The 15,769-nt window shown below is 69.2% G+C and carries 14 protein-coding genes; 1 reads left to right on the top strand and 13 read right to left on the bottom strand.

Annotated elements, in window-relative coordinates; all coding sequences use genetic code 11:
* The first annotated feature begins 14 nt into the window (after positions 1–14).
* Positions 15–1,382 (top strand): DUF5933 domain-containing protein, encoded by a 1,368-nt coding sequence (locus ACFK0J_RS37710; RefSeq protein WP_378734443.1) that lies wholly within the window; start codon positions 15–17, stop codon positions 1,380–1,382.
* A 19-nt stretch (positions 1,383–1,401) separates the two neighbouring features.
* Here the strand turns inward: ACFK0J_RS37710 and mnhG are convergent, their stop codons facing one another.
* From mnhG to ACFK0J_RS37645, 13 genes are all read right to left on the bottom strand, one after another.
* The gene (gene mnhG / locus ACFK0J_RS37705; protein ID WP_378734442.1) at positions 1,402–1,734 is read right to left on the bottom strand and encodes a monovalent cation/H(+) antiporter subunit G; all 333 of its coding nucleotides are present in this window, start codon (positions 1,732–1,734) and stop codon (positions 1,402–1,404) included.
* A gap of 37 nt (positions 1,735–1,771) precedes the next feature.
* Complete coding sequence (locus tag ACFK0J_RS37700) at positions 1,772–2,032, bottom strand: monovalent cation/H+ antiporter complex subunit F (protein ID WP_378734441.1); 261 nt, start codon at positions 2,030–2,032, stop codon at positions 1,772–1,774.
* Positions 2,029–2,571 carry a Na+/H+ antiporter subunit E gene (locus ACFK0J_RS37695; RefSeq protein WP_378743300.1) on the bottom strand — a complete coding sequence of 181 codons (543 nt, stop codon included), beginning with the start codon at positions 2,569–2,571 and terminating at the stop codon, positions 2,029–2,031. Before ACFK0J_RS37695 ends, ACFK0J_RS37700 begins: the two co-directional genes overlap by 4 nt.
* A gap of 5 nt (positions 2,572–2,576) precedes the next feature.
* Complete coding sequence (locus tag ACFK0J_RS37690; RefSeq protein ID WP_378743299.1) at positions 2,577–4,157, bottom strand: Na+/H+ antiporter subunit D; 1,581 nt, start codon at positions 4,155–4,157, stop codon at positions 2,577–2,579.
* A 35-nt stretch (positions 4,158–4,192) separates the two neighbouring features.
* Positions 4,193–4,576 (bottom strand): Na(+)/H(+) antiporter subunit C, encoded by a 384-nt coding sequence (locus ACFK0J_RS37685; RefSeq protein WP_378734440.1) that lies wholly within the window; start codon positions 4,574–4,576, stop codon positions 4,193–4,195.
* Positions 4,573–7,515: a Na+/H+ antiporter subunit A gene (locus ACFK0J_RS37680; RefSeq protein ID WP_378734439.1), complete on the bottom strand. Its 2,943-nt coding sequence runs from the start codon at positions 7,513–7,515 to the stop codon at positions 4,573–4,575. The genes ACFK0J_RS37685 and ACFK0J_RS37680 overlap by 4 nt, the downstream gene beginning before the upstream one ends.
* Positions 7,516–7,627: 112 nt before the next feature.
* The gene (locus tag ACFK0J_RS37675) at positions 7,628–8,977 is read right to left on the bottom strand and encodes a hypothetical protein (RefSeq protein WP_378734438.1); all 1,350 of its coding nucleotides are present in this window, start codon (positions 8,975–8,977) and stop codon (positions 7,628–7,630) included.
* Between the two features lie 80 nt (positions 8,978–9,057).
* Positions 9,058–11,358 carry an AAA family ATPase gene (locus ACFK0J_RS37670; RefSeq protein WP_378734437.1) on the bottom strand — a complete coding sequence of 767 codons (2,301 nt, stop codon included), beginning with the start codon at positions 11,356–11,358 and terminating at the stop codon, positions 9,058–9,060.
* 49 nt (positions 11,359–11,407) lie between these two features.
* Complete coding sequence (locus ACFK0J_RS37665) at positions 11,408–11,845, bottom strand: hypothetical protein (RefSeq protein WP_378734436.1); 438 nt, start codon at positions 11,843–11,845, stop codon at positions 11,408–11,410.
* Between the two features lie 73 nt (positions 11,846–11,918).
* The gene (locus ACFK0J_RS37660; RefSeq protein WP_378743298.1) at positions 11,919–12,272 is read right to left on the bottom strand and encodes a UBP-type zinc finger domain-containing protein; all 354 of its coding nucleotides are present in this window, start codon (positions 12,270–12,272) and stop codon (positions 11,919–11,921) included.
* Positions 12,272–13,777 (bottom strand): ATP-binding protein, encoded by a 1,506-nt coding sequence (locus ACFK0J_RS37655; RefSeq protein ID WP_378734435.1) that lies wholly within the window; start codon positions 13,775–13,777, stop codon positions 12,272–12,274. The genes ACFK0J_RS37660 and ACFK0J_RS37655 overlap by 1 nt, the downstream gene beginning before the upstream one ends.
* Positions 13,778–13,792: 15 nt before the next feature.
* Entirely contained in the window at positions 13,793–15,460 is a 1,668-nt protein-coding gene (locus ACFK0J_RS37650; protein WP_378734434.1) for an FAD-dependent oxidoreductase, read from the bottom strand.
* A 67-nt stretch (positions 15,461–15,527) separates the two neighbouring features.
* The gene (locus ACFK0J_RS37645; protein ID WP_218472064.1) at positions 15,528–15,689 is read right to left on the bottom strand and encodes a hypothetical protein; all 162 of its coding nucleotides are present in this window, start codon (positions 15,687–15,689) and stop codon (positions 15,528–15,530) included.
* Positions 15,690–15,769 lie beyond the last annotated feature (80 nt).

The following is a 15,769-nucleotide window of genomic DNA, read 5'->3' as shown; positions in this document are numbered from 1 at the left end:
ACCCCCCGTTTACTATGGTCGACGTGCTTGTCGAAGACCCCGGTCCCAGAGTAGGAAGTGCGGCTCCGCGGTTGCGTGTGCCGCCGCCCCGGGCATGGGTCGTGGCAGGCGTTGCCGCCGTGCCGGTGCTGCTGATCGCGTTGCAACTGGTGGCGCTGCGGGAAGGGTTCCAGGGTCCGCTCGGGAGTCTGTGGCAGGACTATGTCGGTACGCCCAAGTCGATGTCGGTGCCGTGGGCGGGGTTGATCCTTGCGCTGGTCGGCATTTCGACCCGCCGCCGGATCATCGCGCTGAGTGCCGCCGTGGCGATCGATGCGGTGTGGGCGGGGATACGTCTGCTGGCCGGTGCGTCGTTCGCGGTGGGGAACGGTCCGGTGATCGTGCTCACCGGGCTCGCGCTGGTCGCCTGGCTGCGCTGGGACGGGACCGAACGGCGCAACGCACTGCATGCCGCCGCGCTCGGCGCGCTGCTCATCCTCGCTACCAAGGTCGGCGACGTGTGGTTGCACGTCACCATCATGAGCAGCCCGACGGTGCTCGACGAATACGTACTGCTCGCCGACCACGCGCTCGGCGATCCGTCCTGGGTGATGGGCCGCGTGCTCGACGTGCTCGGGCCGGTGGTCTACGGGGTACTGCACTGGGTCTACATCGAGTTGCCCGTCGCGGCGATCGTGGTGGCGGTGTGGCAGCTGCGCCGGGTGGTATCGAGCGGTCGGTGGCCGAGCCACTACCTGGTGCGCACATTCCTGGTGCTCGGACTGGTCGGCCCGATCGTCTATGTGATCTTTCCGGTGGTCGGGCCGATGTTCGCGTTCGGGCCGGACGGACACGGCATGCAACTGGGCAATTACTGGCCGGGCGTGGTGCCGCCGCTGGACCGCAATCCGATGCCGATGCCGTTCGATTCGGTGACCCCGCGCAACTGCATGCCGTCCATGCACACCGCCTGGGCGCTCTCGGTGTTCCTGCACACCCGCCGCGACACCGACGGCGGGCCCGCGCCGACCTGGGTGCGCTGGGGCGGTGCGTTCTGGCTGCTGGCCACGCTGACCGCGACCCTGGGCTTCGGCTACCACTACGGCGTCGACCTCGTCGCGGGCGCGGTGCTGTGCCTGACCGTCGAGTCGGCGCTGCGCGACCCCGGCCGAGGCTGGGGCTGGTTCCGCATCCGGCTCGTCGGCGGCGGCGCGGTGGTACTGGCCGTGCTGCTGCTGTCCTACCGCTATCTGCCCGCGTTGATGGCCGAATACCCGGTCCTCGCGGGCACCGTCGTGCTCGCGCTGCTCGCGGGCATGGCCGCCGCCTTCCACGCCACCTGGTTCGCCGGGCAGCGGCAGACGGCGGCTTCACAGCGCGAGACCGAGACCGCCGCGCACTGAGCGTGGTGCCGGGTGCGGCTCAGTCGACTTGGTCGCCGAGTTCGTTGACGGTGAGCAGGCCGTCGCGGTGGCGTTGTTCGCGGTAGGCGGTGCGGCCGATGAGATGGGCGACCACCGGGGCGGTGAGCAGGGTGAAGAGGCCGACCAGGACGAGGGCCCAGACGTTGCCGTGGCCGAGTAGCTCGATGCCCGCGCCCGCCAGAACCAGGATCAGGCCGACCACCTGGGGTTTGGTGGCGGCGTGCATGCGGGTCAGGGTGTCGGGGAAGCGCACGATCGCGATCGACGCGGTCAGTGCCAGGGTCGCGCCGAACAGGATCAGCGCGCCGGAGATCCACTGCCACAGGGTCATCGGTGCCTCCGCGTCATCGGTGGGCTCGGTCGGCGTGTCATGGTTCGTCACTCACCCGGAAGCGGGAGACGGCGGCCGAGCCGAGGAAGCCGACCAGGGCCAGCGCGATGATCGCCGGGATCACGGTGGTGTCCTCGCTGTAGGCCGCCCAGACGGCCAGCCCGGACGCGGCGATCGCCATTAGCGAGTCGATCCCGACGACCCGGTCCAGCGTGCTGGGCCCGGCGAGAATGCGATAGCTGGTGATCACGGCGGCGGCCGTCAGCATGACGCCCGCCACGATGGCGACAACCGTCACGGGAACACCTCCGGAGGTGGTGGGCTGGAACGCCATTCGGAATGACGTTCGAACGACGAGATGAGCAGTTTCTCCAGGCGCCGCGTCGTACGGTAGAACTTGTCCACCGCCGCGTCGCTGCTCACGTCGAGCACATGCACGTAGACGACGCAGCGGCGCCGATCGATCTCCAGCACCATGGTGCCAGGGATCAGGTTCAGCAGGTCGGTGCACAGCACCAGCACCAGATCGGATTTGGTGCTCAAGTACACCCGCAGCACGCCGGAGACCGGCGGCGGTGCGGGCCGGATCGCGAACCAGGCCACCTGCATGCTGGACTCGATCGCGTAATACGTTGCCACCACGATCAATTCGAGCATGGACAACGGATGCAGCCGCCCGTTCACCGGCACCCTGGGCAATGGCAGCGCCACCATGATCAGTGCGCCCACCGCGAGCCCGGCCAGCAGATTGGCCACGCTGAGATCGCCCCACAGTGCGATCCAGACGACGGTGAGCCAGCTCAGCACGCCGATCCGCACCACGGTCTCGCGGCTCACCCCGGTCATCGAACCGCTCCCGGTTCGGCGGGCGAATTGCCGAGGACCGCCGTGATATACACGCCGGGATCCCGCAGATCCGCGGCCGCTCGGTCGGCGATGCCGAGAATCGGGCCCGCGAGCACGGTCAGGCTGAGCCCGACGGCCACCAAAGCCGCCGTCGAGCCGACCATCAGCAGCGGCATGCGGCCGGGATGGGTGCGTTCGTCATAGAGCACGTCGGTCGAATCCTCGATCAGCGACGGTGGTTTCGCGGCGGTGAGGTGGCCTTCCGGCGCCTCGGCGCGCGGACGCCAGAAGGCCTTGCTCCACACCCGCGCGATGGCGTACAGCGTCAGCAAGCTGGTGAGTACCGAGCCCGCCACCAGCGTCCAGGCCAGCACGCTGCCGTCCGCCGCGCCCGCCTGCAACAGCGCGACCTTGCCGATGAATCCCGAGAACGGCGGTATGCCACCGAGATTCAGCGCGGGAATCAGGAACAGTACGGCCAGCAGTGGACTCGCGGTCGCCAAGCCGCCGAGCCTGCGCAGCGAGGTCGAGCCCGCTTGCCGCTCGATCAGGCCGACCACCAGGAACAGTGCCGTCTGCACCAGAATGTGGTGTGCCACATAGAAAACCGCACCGGCCAGCCCGGCCGTGCTGGCCAGCCCGACGCCGAAGATCATGTACCCGATGTGGCTGACCAGGGTGAACGACAGCAGTCGCCGGATATCGCTCTGCGCGATCGCGCCGAAGATGCCGACCAGCATGGTGAACAGTCCGCAGACCAGCAGGATGGTGTCGAATTCGCCGCCCGGGAACAGCAGCGAGTGGGTCCGGATGATCGCGTACACACCGACTTTGGTGAGCAGGCCGGCGAACACCGCGGTGACCGGCGCGGGCGCGGTGGGGTAGGAGTCGGGCAGCCAGTTCGACAGCGGGAACACCGCCGCCTTGATGCCGAACGCCACCAGCAGCACCGCGTAGATGGCCGTGCGGGTGCCCTCCGGCACCGCACCGATCCGCTGGGCCAGCTGAGCCAGGTTCAGCGTGCCGGTGGCCGCGTAGGTCATGCCGATGCCGGTCAGGAAGATCAGCGACGCCAGCATCGAGACCATCACATAGGACACACCCGCGCGGATCCGCTCCTCGGTACCGCCGACGGTCAGCAGCACGAACGAGGCCGCCAGCAGGATCTCGAAGCCGACGAACAGGTTGAACAGGTCACCGGCCAGGAAGGCGGCCGCAACGCCACCGGTCAGCACCAGGTAGGTGGGCCGGTAGATCGAGGTGGGCTGGCGCTCGTCGCCGTCGCGAATGTTCTGTCCCGAACCGTAGAGGGCGACGGCGAGCAGCACGATGGACGAGACCAGCAGCATCCCCGCGGACAGCCGGTCGACCACCAGCGTGATGCCGATCGGGGTCTCCCAGTTGCCGACCTGCAGCGCGGTGGTGCCGTCCCGGTCGACCAGATACAGCAGCAAACCGCAGATGACGACCACCCCGCCGAGTGCGCCGAGCATCAGCGTGCGCTGGGTCCGCGGCCTGCGCCCGAAGACCAGGGTGCCCGCGGCCGCGAGCAACGGCACCAATACGGGCAGTGGCATCAGGATCGGCAGTAGGCCGGGGGAGAGGATGAGGCTCAATCTTCCGGGTCCTCTCCCGCACGTCGGCGGGCGACGTCGATATCTTCCTGATCGTTTCCGACATCGTCGGTGGTGGTGAGCATGAAGGAGCGGTAGGCGAGGGCGAGGACGAACGCCGCGAGGCCCATGGTGATCACGATCGCGGTGAGCACCATGGCCTGGGCGAGTGGGTCGGCCGTGTCGCGCTGGGTGGTGTCGGTCTGGCCCTGGATGGGTGCCCGGCCGTCGGGGCCGGCCAGGGTGATGATCAGCAGGTTCACCGCATTGCCGAACAGGATCATGCCGAGCAGCATCTTCGACACGGCGCGTTCGAGGATCAGATACACGCCACAGGCGACCAGGATCCCGATGACGACCAATAGCGTGAGATTGGCGGTCATCGCGCGGAACCTCCCTTCGCCGAGACGGTTTCGCTCACGGGCAGCTCGCTGTCCAGTCGCGCGCCGAGGCTGCGCAGCACATCGAGCACCAGACCGACGACGATCAGATAGACGCCGAGATCGAAGAACAGCGCGGTCACCAGTTTGAGGTGGCCGAGCACCGGCAGCGTCACCTCGAAGATCGCCGAGGACAGCGGCGGCGCGCCGAAAAACAGTGAGGTGACGGCGGTTCCGGCGGACAGCGTCAGACCGGCGCCGAGCAGGTGGCCCGCGTCGACCGGCAGTGCCTCGCCGAGTTCGTAGCGGCCGCCCGCGAGATAGCGCAGCGTCAACGCGAGCCCGGCGGTGAGGCCGCCCGCGAAGCCGCCACCCGGCGCGTTGTGGCCGGAGAAGAAGAAGTACACCGACAGCACCATGATGGTGGGGAACACCAGCCGGGTGGTGATCTGCATGACCATCGAGCGGTCCGCGCGATCGACCAGCCGCCCGGCGGGCAGCCAGCTCACCAGATCCGGGTCGTAGTGCGGCGAATCCGCGGCGCGTGGCGCGCTGCCGAAGCGGCGGCTGCGGAACACCAGCGAGGCGACGCCGGTCGCGGCGACCACCAGCACCGAGATCTCGCCGAGGGTGTCCCAGGCGCGGATGTCGACGAGCAGCACATTCACGGCGTTCTTGCCGCCGCCGAATTCATATGCGGCATCGGGGATTCGGTGCCAAATAGGTTCGGCCGTGCGGGCGGCGACGGCGAACGCGCCGAGCACCGTGACGGCCGTACCGACCAGCCCCGCGAGGATCGCGCGGCGCGCTTTGAAGGCGGTCGCCTTGCTCTCCTCGATTTCCGCCGGGAACGCGCGCAGTACCAGCACGAAGATCACCAGAGTCAGTGTCTCCACCAGGAATTGGGTCAGCGCGAGATCGGGCGCGCCGTGCAAGGCGAAGATCACGCCACAGCCGTAACCGGTCACTCCGACGACGAGCACGCTGGCCAGCCGGTTGCGCAGCACCGTCGCGCCGAGCGCCATCGCCACCATGATCCCGCCGATCACCGCCTGTAGCGGCGAATCCCACAGGCGCAGTTCGACTCCGGTGCGGGTGCCGAGGGCGAGCAGCACGGACGGCAGGATGATCAGCGTGCCGAGGATGGTCGCCTGACTCAGCGGCAGCGACCCGCGCTGCACCGCTCCGGTCATCCGCAGCGACAGCCGGTCCATGGCGCGCAGGGTGGCGTCGTAGGCGCGGTCGGCATTGCCGAGTCGCGGCCGCGTGGGATCCCGGAGTCGATCGCGCAGCTGGAACAGCGCGATGCCGCCGACGATGACCAGAACCGTCAGCGCCAGTGGGAGAGTCACGCCGTGCCACAGGGACAGCGACGAAAGCAGGTCGGTGGTAAAGGTTTCCGCGTAGGGACTCAGCAGGCGATCCATCCACGGTGCCGCCAGACCGGCGGCGAGGCTGGCCACCGCGAGGATCGCGGGGGACGCCAGGAACAGTGCCCCCGGTGCGTGCCAGCCGCCGTCGGCCGATACGTGCGGATCTCCGCTGCCGGAGGCATCGGAACCCGCTGTCGGCCGGTGATTCTCGGTGGCGTAGTCGGCCACCCGGCGAACCCGATGCGCGCCGTGGGCGGCGGGCCGCGCGATCCCTTCCTTGTCCGCGAAAGCGCCCCAGACGAAGCGAATGCTGTAGCCGACGGTCAACATCGACCCGAGCACCACGCCGACCGCCAGCGCCAGCCGGGCGGGCTCGGCGAGGGTATCGGTGTCCAGGATCGCGGCGAGCGCGCTCTCCTTCCCGACGAAACCGACCAACGGCGGAATCCCGGCCATGCTCAACGCGGCCAGCACCGTGATGCCGCACAGCACCGGCGCCCGGCGCCCGAGCCCGGACAGTCGGCGCAGATCGCGGGTGCCCGCGCCGTGATCGATGATCCCGACGACCATGAACAGGCACGCCTTGAACAACGCGTGCGCCACGATCAGCGCGATACCGGCCAGCGCCGCGTCCGGCGTGCCGAGGCCGACCAGCACGATCAGGAATCCCAGCTGGCTCACCGTGCCGAACGCCAGCACCAGCTTCAGATCGACAACTTCGAGCGACCGCAACCCGGCGAGCAGCATCGACACCACCCCGAGGGTGAGCACGAGCGGATGCCAGACCGGGTTGTCCGCGAACACCGGCGCCAGCCGCGCGACCAGATACACACCGGCCTTCACCATGGCGGCGGCATGCAGGTACGCGCTCACCGGCGTCGGCGCCGCCATCGCGCCGGGCAACCAGAAATGCAGCGGCACCACCGCGGACTTGCTGAGCGCGCCGATCAGGATCAGCACCACCGCGACATTCACCGCGAGGCCCGTCGGCGGCTGCGCACGCGCCAGCAGATCGGAGAGCAGGTAGCTGTCGTTCGCCTCGCCGAGGATGATCAAGCCGACCAGCATGGCCAGCCCGCCCGCGGCGGTCACCAGCAGCGCCTGGATGGCCGCGCGCCGACTGTTCGCCTGATCGGCATTGTGGCCGACGAGCAGGAACGACAGTACCGTCGTCACTTCCCAGAAGACGAACAGCAACAGCATGTTGTCGCTGATCACCAGGCCGAACATGGCCCCGGCGAAGCCGACCATCTCGGCCGCGAACACCCCGAGGCGGGGTTCGTCGTCCTCGAAGTATCTGGCGCAGTAGCCCAGGATCAGCGCACCGATGCCGAGCACCAGCACGGACATGACCGCGGCGAGCGAATCGAACCGCAGATCGATGTTCATGTCGATGCTCGGCGCCCACGCGAGCCGAACCCGCTGTGTGCTACCCCAATTCGCGATCACCCAGCCGAGGCCGCCGAGCGGGACCAGCGCAAGCAGGTAGAAAGCGTTGCGCCCCAGCGCCCTTACCCACAGCGGTGCGACCAGCGCGGCTGCGGCGAGGGCAAGCAGGATTGCGAGCAAACTGCACTCCGTCGGGTAGGGGCGGCGGGGTTGCGCGGGACAATCCTACGTGGAGCCTGGCGCTTTCCGCGGTTCCGCCGGGTATGGCGTCGGCCATGATCTGCTGGTGGGGCTATGCATCCGCTAACGCTGCATTCGTCGCGCGCCCGGTCGGCTGTGGCCCACCGCGTGGTCGGAAATGATGCAGCACGGCGATGCCGACCGCGCTGCCGAGGACGATCGCCAGCGCGGCGCGTCCCGGTGTCGAGTCGTGTGCCGCGGGGTCCGGCAGTTGCCAGCTCTTGCTGTCGTCCGGCAGTGCGGTGATGACCGTCGGCAGGTACAGGGCGGTAATCGCCAGCACGGCGCTGGGCGCGTACCGCGGCCGGGCGGTGCTACAGCAATAGCCCGCGGTGAGGGCGAGTATCGCGCTCCCGGCCGAGAAGAGAACCCAGTTGCTGTCCGGCGGGGTGCGGATGGCGAAGACGGTGATCCCGGCGAGGAGCGCGACCGCCAGCGCCACCGAGGGTCGGCGGACACCGGCGAACATGCCGAGGGCGGTCAGCGCGAGCAGCGGCCAGACGCTCCAGCCGGGCCGGGCGGCGTAGCCGAAGGCGTCGGCGGCCGCGGTCAAGCTGACCGCGAGATAGATGGCGCACCCGTCGCGGCCGGGCAACAGCATGGCCGCGGCCGTCGCGGCGAACACCGTGGCCGCGGCGGTGAGCCCGATATCGACCGCGTGGTCGATGGCGGGCGCGTCGGTGAACTGCCGGTGCAGCCATTCGGTGACGGCGAGGATCACCAGGGCGAGCACCATCGCCGCAAGGATCGGCGCCACCGGAAGCTCGATCGACATCGTCGGCGGCTCGGGCCGGCCGATGCTGGATCGATTGCGCAGGGTGCTGATGATCAGCAGCGTCAGCGCCAGCCCGATCAGCCAGCTCGGCGGCGTCTCCAGCACGGCGAATGGATCCTCGTCGATATCGAGGAATTCCGCGAGGTCGCTGAACACGAAGAACCCGACGCCGCCGATGGCGAAGCCCGCGGCGGGCAACGGCTTGCGCAGCACCGCGACGCCGAGCGCGCCGAGCAGGATCCCGGCGCAGATCGAGTCGATGTAATTCTGCGTGGTGAGCATGTCGGCGGACGAAACATGGCGGCCCGCAATGTGGTTGACCAACTGCGCGATCGCGCCGAACAACGCGGCAGACCACGCCACCGCCGGTCGGGTGCTGGTGCCGACGACCACCGCGACGGCGACGGCGACGATCACACCGATGGCCGCGCCGCGCGGCACGCTGTTGATCAGGCTGGCGATCTGATACGGCGTGCTGTCCCTGATCGAGCTGAAGGTGATCGGCAGGAACAGCGTCACGCCCGCGACCGCGGCTCCGAAGAAAGCCGTGACCGTATCGAACGCATCACCGATCCGCCGCACCTGCCGAACATACCTGGGTCCACCCGGCACGACTGTGATTGCCATCGCTTCGCCAGTGCATGTCTAAGCTGGGGAAGTGCCAGATAGTGGCCATTTACGGCAGGTTGCCGACTCATCGGCAACGGCTATAGGTAGCGCCCTTCGCTGCCCGTGGGCTGGCCCCTCGTCTCCGCGTAGCGACGCAGCGACTCGACCTGCAGCGCGTCCAGCGAGGGCCGGACCACCGCCCGCGCCGCCGCCACATCCGCCGCGGTGACATCGGCGGCGTCGAGATCGCGGCGCATCGCGGTCAGCGCGGCCTCGCGCAACAGCGCGGCGCAGTCCGCGGCGGAGTAGCCGTCGAGCTTGCGGGCCAGGGCGGCCAGGTCGACGTCGTCGGCCAGCGGCACCGACCGCCCCGCCGTCCGCAGGATCTCCAGCCGCGCCGCACCGTCCGGCGGTGGCACGAAGACCAGGCGTTCCAGCCGTCCCGGCCGCAGCAGTGCCGGATCGATCAGCTCGGGCCGGTTCGTCGCGCCGAGCACCACCACATCGCGCAGCGGTTCCACCCCGTCGAGCTCGGTGAGCAGGGCGGCGACCACCCGGTCGCCCACCCCGGAATCCCCGCTCTGGCCGCGCCGCGGGGCGAGCGCGTCCACCTCGTCCAGGAAGATCAGCGACGGCGCGGAATCGCGTGCGCGCTGGAACAATTCGCGCACCGCTCGCTCGGACGAGCCGACCCACTTGTCCATCAGCTCGGCGCCCTTCACCGTGTGCACGCTGAGCTGACCGGTGCTCGCCAGCGCCCGCACCAGGAAGGTCTTGCCGCAGCCGGGCGGGCCGTAGAGCAGCACGCCGCGCGGCGGATCGATGCCGAGGCGGGCGAACGAATCCGGGTGGCGCAGCGGCCACAGCACCGTTTCGGTGAGGGCCTGCTTGGTCTGCACCATGTCGCCGACCTCGTCCAGGCTGAGGCTGCCGATGGCCAGTTCGTCCATGCCCGAGCGGGACAGTGGCCGAATCACTTTCAACGCATCGAGCAGATCCGGTTGGGTCAGTTGCGGTTCGGTGTGCTCCTTGCTGGCCCGCGAGGCCGCCCGCAGCGCCGCCTCCCGGCACAGCGCGGCGAGGTCGGAGACCACGAATCCGGGTGTGCGCGCGGCGATCTCGTCGAGCTTCAGCTCCGCCGTCGGCACTCGACGCAGCAGTTGCTCCAGCAGTGACTTGCGTACGGCGGCAGTGGGTAGGGCGAGGGCGAGTTCGCGGTCGCACAAGTCGGGCGCGCGCAACCGCGGATCGATCCCGGCGGGGTGCGCCGTGGTGGCGAGGAAGGCGACGCACGGCTCGGCGACCGCGGCCCGCAGCTGATCGAGAATGAGCGTGGCGACCGGCTCCGCCTGCGCGGGCAGCAGCGCATCGATGTCGGTGATCAGCAGGATGCCGCCCTGGCCGGAACCGACATCGGCCACCGCCTTGGCCACCTCGCGCAGCCGGGTGCCGCTCTCGGCGGCCCCGATCGTCGGCCCGTCCAGTTCGACCAGGCGGCGCGGCGCGGTGACCGCGCGCGCCAGGGTGGCCTTGCCGACGCCCGCCGGGCCGGTGATCAGTACGCCGAGACGCGGTGTGGCGCCGAGGGTTTTGAGCAACTCGGGTTCGTCGAGGGCGAGGCTGAGCCATTCGGCGAGTTTCGTCGCCTGGCTGTGCGCACCCGCCAGGTCTTTGACGGTGATCGGTGGATTGGCTTCCCTGATGGCCGCGCTCCTGCCGTCTGGTGCGCCGTTGGCGGCGGCCGCTCCCTCGAAGGCGGCGGCCTCGGTGGCGCCTCGGGACGCCTCGCCCGGCGGGATCGGCATCCCGGCCATGGCTCGGTCGGCCGCGTCTCTGGCCGCCACCACGCCCGCGCCCCAGACGACCGCGGTGTTCGGCTGAACGCTCACCGGCCCGCGCGGATCGGTGGCGGTGACGGTGAGCAACTCGGTGGTCCAGGCGATGCCGAAGGTGCGCGACAGCGCCTGGGAGGCCGCGGCGGAGCTGATATCGGGACCGAGATCGCGCGGCAACAGCGAGACCGCGTCACCGACGGTCACCACCTTGCCGAGCAGCGCCTGCCGCAGCGTCGCCGCCGGGATGGTGCGGGTGGCGTGCACCGAGCCGCTCACCGAGATCTGTCTGGCGCCGTACACCGTCGCCGGCGCGATGACCACCGTCGCGTCCTCGCGCAAGCCCGCGTTGGACAGCGTCACGTCGTCCAGCAGCGCGACGCCGGCCGGCGAACCCGCCGGTGCCACGCCGACCACCGCGGCGGTGCGCCGCGATCCGACGAGCGCTATGCCGTCCCACTCGCGCAGCCCGAGCGCGGTCAGCGCCTCGGGGTGTAGTCGCACCACGCCGCGGCGTGCGTCGGCCGCGGAGGGGTTCAGTCGAGCGGTGAGCGCCAGTTCTGCCACCGTGCCATTCTGCCGCGCCGGAGCGCGGCCGGGGCGGGGACGGCGGGTGCTACTTGTTCTTGGGGACGATCCCGGCGGCCACGCCGACCGGCGTATCGGCCACGCTGCCGGACAGGCAGACCAGCTTCGCCGTGCCGAGCGCGACATTCGGGCTGCCCGCGAACGTGCTGTCGGGGTTGTCCGCCAGGATCTGCTCGATCAGCGCCTTCTCCGCGTCGGTGTCGAGCTGCTTGAACTCGGCGCAGGTGACCTTCGACGGGTCGCCGGCCGCGGGAGTGCTCGGTTGGTTGGCGGTCGGCGCGCTGCCCGGCGTGCCGGTGCTCGGTGCCGCGGCCGGCGACGGCGGCCGCGCGGGCGCCGTCGCGCTGGTCGAACCGCCCGTGCGCGATGCGTTCGCCGCGGTGGCATCGTTCGAGGACTGGCCGCAGCCGGCCAGCACCAAAGCCACCGTCCCGGTGGCCAGGACGATGGCGGAAGTTCGCTTCATACCGTGCTTTCCCCGGTGGATCGTGTGCCGGCGCCTCCGGCGTGTTCGGTGCAGCGTACCGGGTGCCGGCGGTTCAGTGGAGGTGTGCCTGCCAGTCCTCCGGCACCCGGTGACGCGGGCCGGGAACGCCCTGGTCGGCAGGGTGGCTGGTGGGTGGGGCGAGTTCCGGTCCGTCGCCGTACATTTCCTCGGTCCGGAAGTTCCAGTACCAGTCCTCGCCCGGCTCGAAGCTCTGAATGAACGGGTGGCCGGTGTCTTGCGCGTGCTTGCTGGCGTGCTGGTCGGGTGAGGTATCGCAGCAGCCGATGTGCCCGCACTGGGCGCAGCGGCGCAGATGCACCCACCACCCCTGCGACGCTTCGCATTCCACACATCCGGTGCCGCTCGGCGGCACCGCCGGGTCGATGCCCTCGAACTCCCGCGTCATCATTGACCTCCTGCGCTGGATTCGGATTCGGCCTGATTGTCCTCCGGGTTCTCCGGCGTCCGGTGCAGTGGCAGCCACACGGTGAATCTGGTGTCGCCCGGCTCGGAGTCGACCTGGATGTCGCCCTCGTGCTTGTTCACCACGATCCGGAACGAGATGTCCAGGCCGAGCCCGGTGCCCTCGCCCATCGGTTTGGTGGTGAAGAACGGTTCGAAGATCCGGCTGCGCACGTCGTCCGGGATGCCGGTGCCGGTGTCGCCGATTTCGATGACGGCACAGTCGTTCTCGTGCCTGGTGCGGATGGACAGCGTGCCCTGCCCCTGCATCGCGTACACCGCGTTGTCGATCAGGTTGGTCCACACCTGGTTCAATTCCGCTGCGTAGCAAGGCACCTGGGGTAGCGAGCGGTCGTACTCCTTGACCACCTCGACCCCGTCGCCGATCTTGCGGCTGAGCATCACCAGGGTGCTGTCGAGCAGATCGTGGATGTCCACCACCTGGAACGGCGCCCGATCCATCTGCGAATACTGCTTGGCCGCGTTGACCAGCGACGAGATGCGGGTGGTCGAGTCGGCGATCTCGTTCATCATCAGCTCGGTCTCGATGGTGTAGTTCAACCACCGGATCGCGCCCTGGAACACCTGGTCGGTGCTGCCCTCGAGGGTTGCCGCCACGCGCTCGAGCCAGTCCACGTCGAAGCCGGCCTGCACGAAGTTCGGCGCGAGGTTCCAGCCGTCGATGATGCCGTGCTCGTCCAGCCACTCGCCGAGCACGTCCTCCCGGTCGGCGGCCTCCAACGGCGTCAGCTCCGGCGCCTTGGCCACCTGGGCCGCCGCCTCCTCCTGCAACCGCACCAGCGCGCCGAGGGAAGCGGTGTCGAACTTGCCATCGGCCATCATGGCCAGCTTGTGGCGCATGCCCGCGACCCGTTCGCGCAGCCCTGAGGTGGCCCGCACCGCGGCGGCGGCCGGGTTGTTCAGCTCGTGGGTGAGACCCGCCGACAGCGAGCCGAGGGCGAGCAGCCGCTCGCGCTGGCCGACGCGCGCGTTGGTGTTGCGGTTGCCGAAGAACACGCCCTCCAGCAGGTGCACCGCCATCGGGAACCATTCGTGCATCATCTGGGCGAAGATCTCGGCGTCGAGCACATAGAAGCGGGACGGCCTGGTCACCGACATCGACCCGCTATAGGTCTGGTCGACCTTGTCGCCGATGTAGGCCATCCAGGCGCCCGCGTAGGAGCCGCGGTGCTGGGTGCGCACCAGCTCGATCTCGGTGCCGCCGGACAGCTTGGTCAGCACGACCTCGCCGTCCATCAGCACGTAGAAGCAGGTGGCTGGTTCGCCCTCGCGGAAAACCAGTCCCGGTTCGATGGTTTCGATCCGCCCGTCCCGGCACAGCCAGTCCAGCTGCTCGTCGTTGAGCTTCTCGAACAGGAACAGGGTACGCAATTCCGCTGGGTCGCAGACCATTCGGCTGCTGCGGTCCGCGTTCTCCGTTGAGTTCATCTGCCAGCCTCCTGTTTACGCGAGGTACCGGTGCACGAGCATGACCGCCATCGCGCCCTCGCCGACCGCGGAGGCGACGCGCTTTGCCGAATCGGCGTGCACGTCGCCTGCCACGAACACGCCGGGCACGCTCGTCTCCAAATGATGTGGCGGCCGCGGCAATTCCCAACCCGCCGGACGCGCGCCGTCGACCAGCAGGTCGGGCCCGGCCAGGACATAACCGTCCTGGTCGCGCTTGATCACGCCGTCGAGCCAGTCGGTTTGCGGCGCGGCGCCGATGAACAGGAAGAGCCGCTCGGCATCCGCTTTTTCCTCGACACCGGTCTCGTTGTTGCGCAACACGATCTGTTGCAGGTGGTCGTCGCCGTCGGCGGCGGTCACCTCGGTATTGGTGTGCACCTTGATATTCGGTATCTGCGCGATCTGCTGGATCAGGTAGTGCGACATCGAGTTGTCCAGCGAGTCGGATCGCACGAGCAGATGGACGGTATTCGCGTTGCGGGACAAGAACACCGCCGCCTGCCCCGCCGAGTTCGCGCCGCCGACGATGTAGACATCCCGGTCGGCGCACTCGGAAGCTTCGGTCATCGCCGAGCCGTAATACACACCGCGGCCGGTGAAGTCGTCGACGCCGGGGGCCGGATGACGGCGGTAATCGACACCGGTCGCGATGATCACCGTGTGCGCGCAGAGCCGGCCGCCGTCGGCGAACCGCACGGTGCGGGCGGAACCGTTCACCTCCAACGCGACCACCTCGCGGGTGGTGATCACCTCGGCGCCGAATTTCGCCGCCTGCCGCCGCGCCCGGTCGGCCAATTGCCCGCCGGACACCCCGTCGGGGAAGCCGAGATAGTTCTCGATGCGCGAACTCTGCCCGGCCTGGCCGCCGGTCGCGGTGCGTTCGACCAACACCGTGCGCAACCCCTCCGAGGCGCCGTACACCGCCGCGCCGAGACCGGCCGGTCCGCCGCCGACCACGATCAGGTCGTAGAAGTCGCCCGTTGCGTTGACGGTGAGGCCGACGTTCTGCGCGAGCTCGCTGTCGGATGGCTGCACCAGGGCGGCACCGGCCGCGGTGATCACCACCGGACATCGCTCGGGGTCGGCACCGGCCGCCTCCAGCAGTCGCGCACCCTCCGGCTCGTCGGCCAGGTACCAGCGGTAGGGAAGTTGATTGCGGGCGAGGAACTCGCGCACCTCCGAGGAACGCGGCGACCAGCGGTTGCCGACCACCTTGGTCTCGGTGACCGGCCGGTGTTCGCTGCTGCGCCACGCTTCGAGCAGGCCGTCCAGCACCGGGTACAGCTTCTCTTCCGGCGGGTCCCACGGCTTGAGCAGGTAGTGGTCCAGGTCGACCACGTTGATCGCGTTGATCGCGGCGCTGGTGTCGGCGTAGGCGGTCAGCAGTACGCGGCGGGCGTAGGGGTGCAGGTCCATCGCCTGCTCGAGGAATTCGATGCCGTCCATGCCCGGCATCCGGTAATCGGCGATCAGGACGGCGACCGGCTGGCCGCGCAATTTCATCTCGCGCAGCGCGTCGAGCGCCTGGGCGCCCGATTCCGCGCGCAGAATCCGGTAGTCGGCGCCGTAGCGGCGTCGCAGGTCGCGTACGACCGCGCGGGAAACCCCAGGATCGTCATCGACGCTCAAGATGGCCGGTTTCGTGGCAGCGGGTGAAGTCACCTGACGAGTATGAATCGTCGATACAAACCGTGCAGTCGGCGTTCACTGCTGGCGGACAACCGGCCCGTCACAGCTTGTGGTGGCGGATGAGGTCGAGCTCACTGGGGGTCAGCAGCCGCTCGAGATTCTCGGCCGACGAGTCGCGGGCGGGCGGACCGCCGGTCTCGTCGGCCGGAAGTAGCGGAACATTCTCCGCATGGCGACGCGGTAAGAGGGAGCGCAGTTTCACGGCCGATCACCTCACGTTGGACGGGAAAGCTGGAGGCAGTGTCTTTGCTTCTTCTATCCGGCATTGTGCGCTGGCCATTA

This window comes from Nocardia brasiliensis (assembly GCF_042691675.1).
GTDB classification, from domain to species: Bacteria; Actinomycetota; Actinomycetes; order Mycobacteriales; family Mycobacteriaceae; genus Nocardia; species Nocardia brasiliensis_D.
This window is presented reverse-complemented; position numbering and strand designations above follow the sequence as displayed.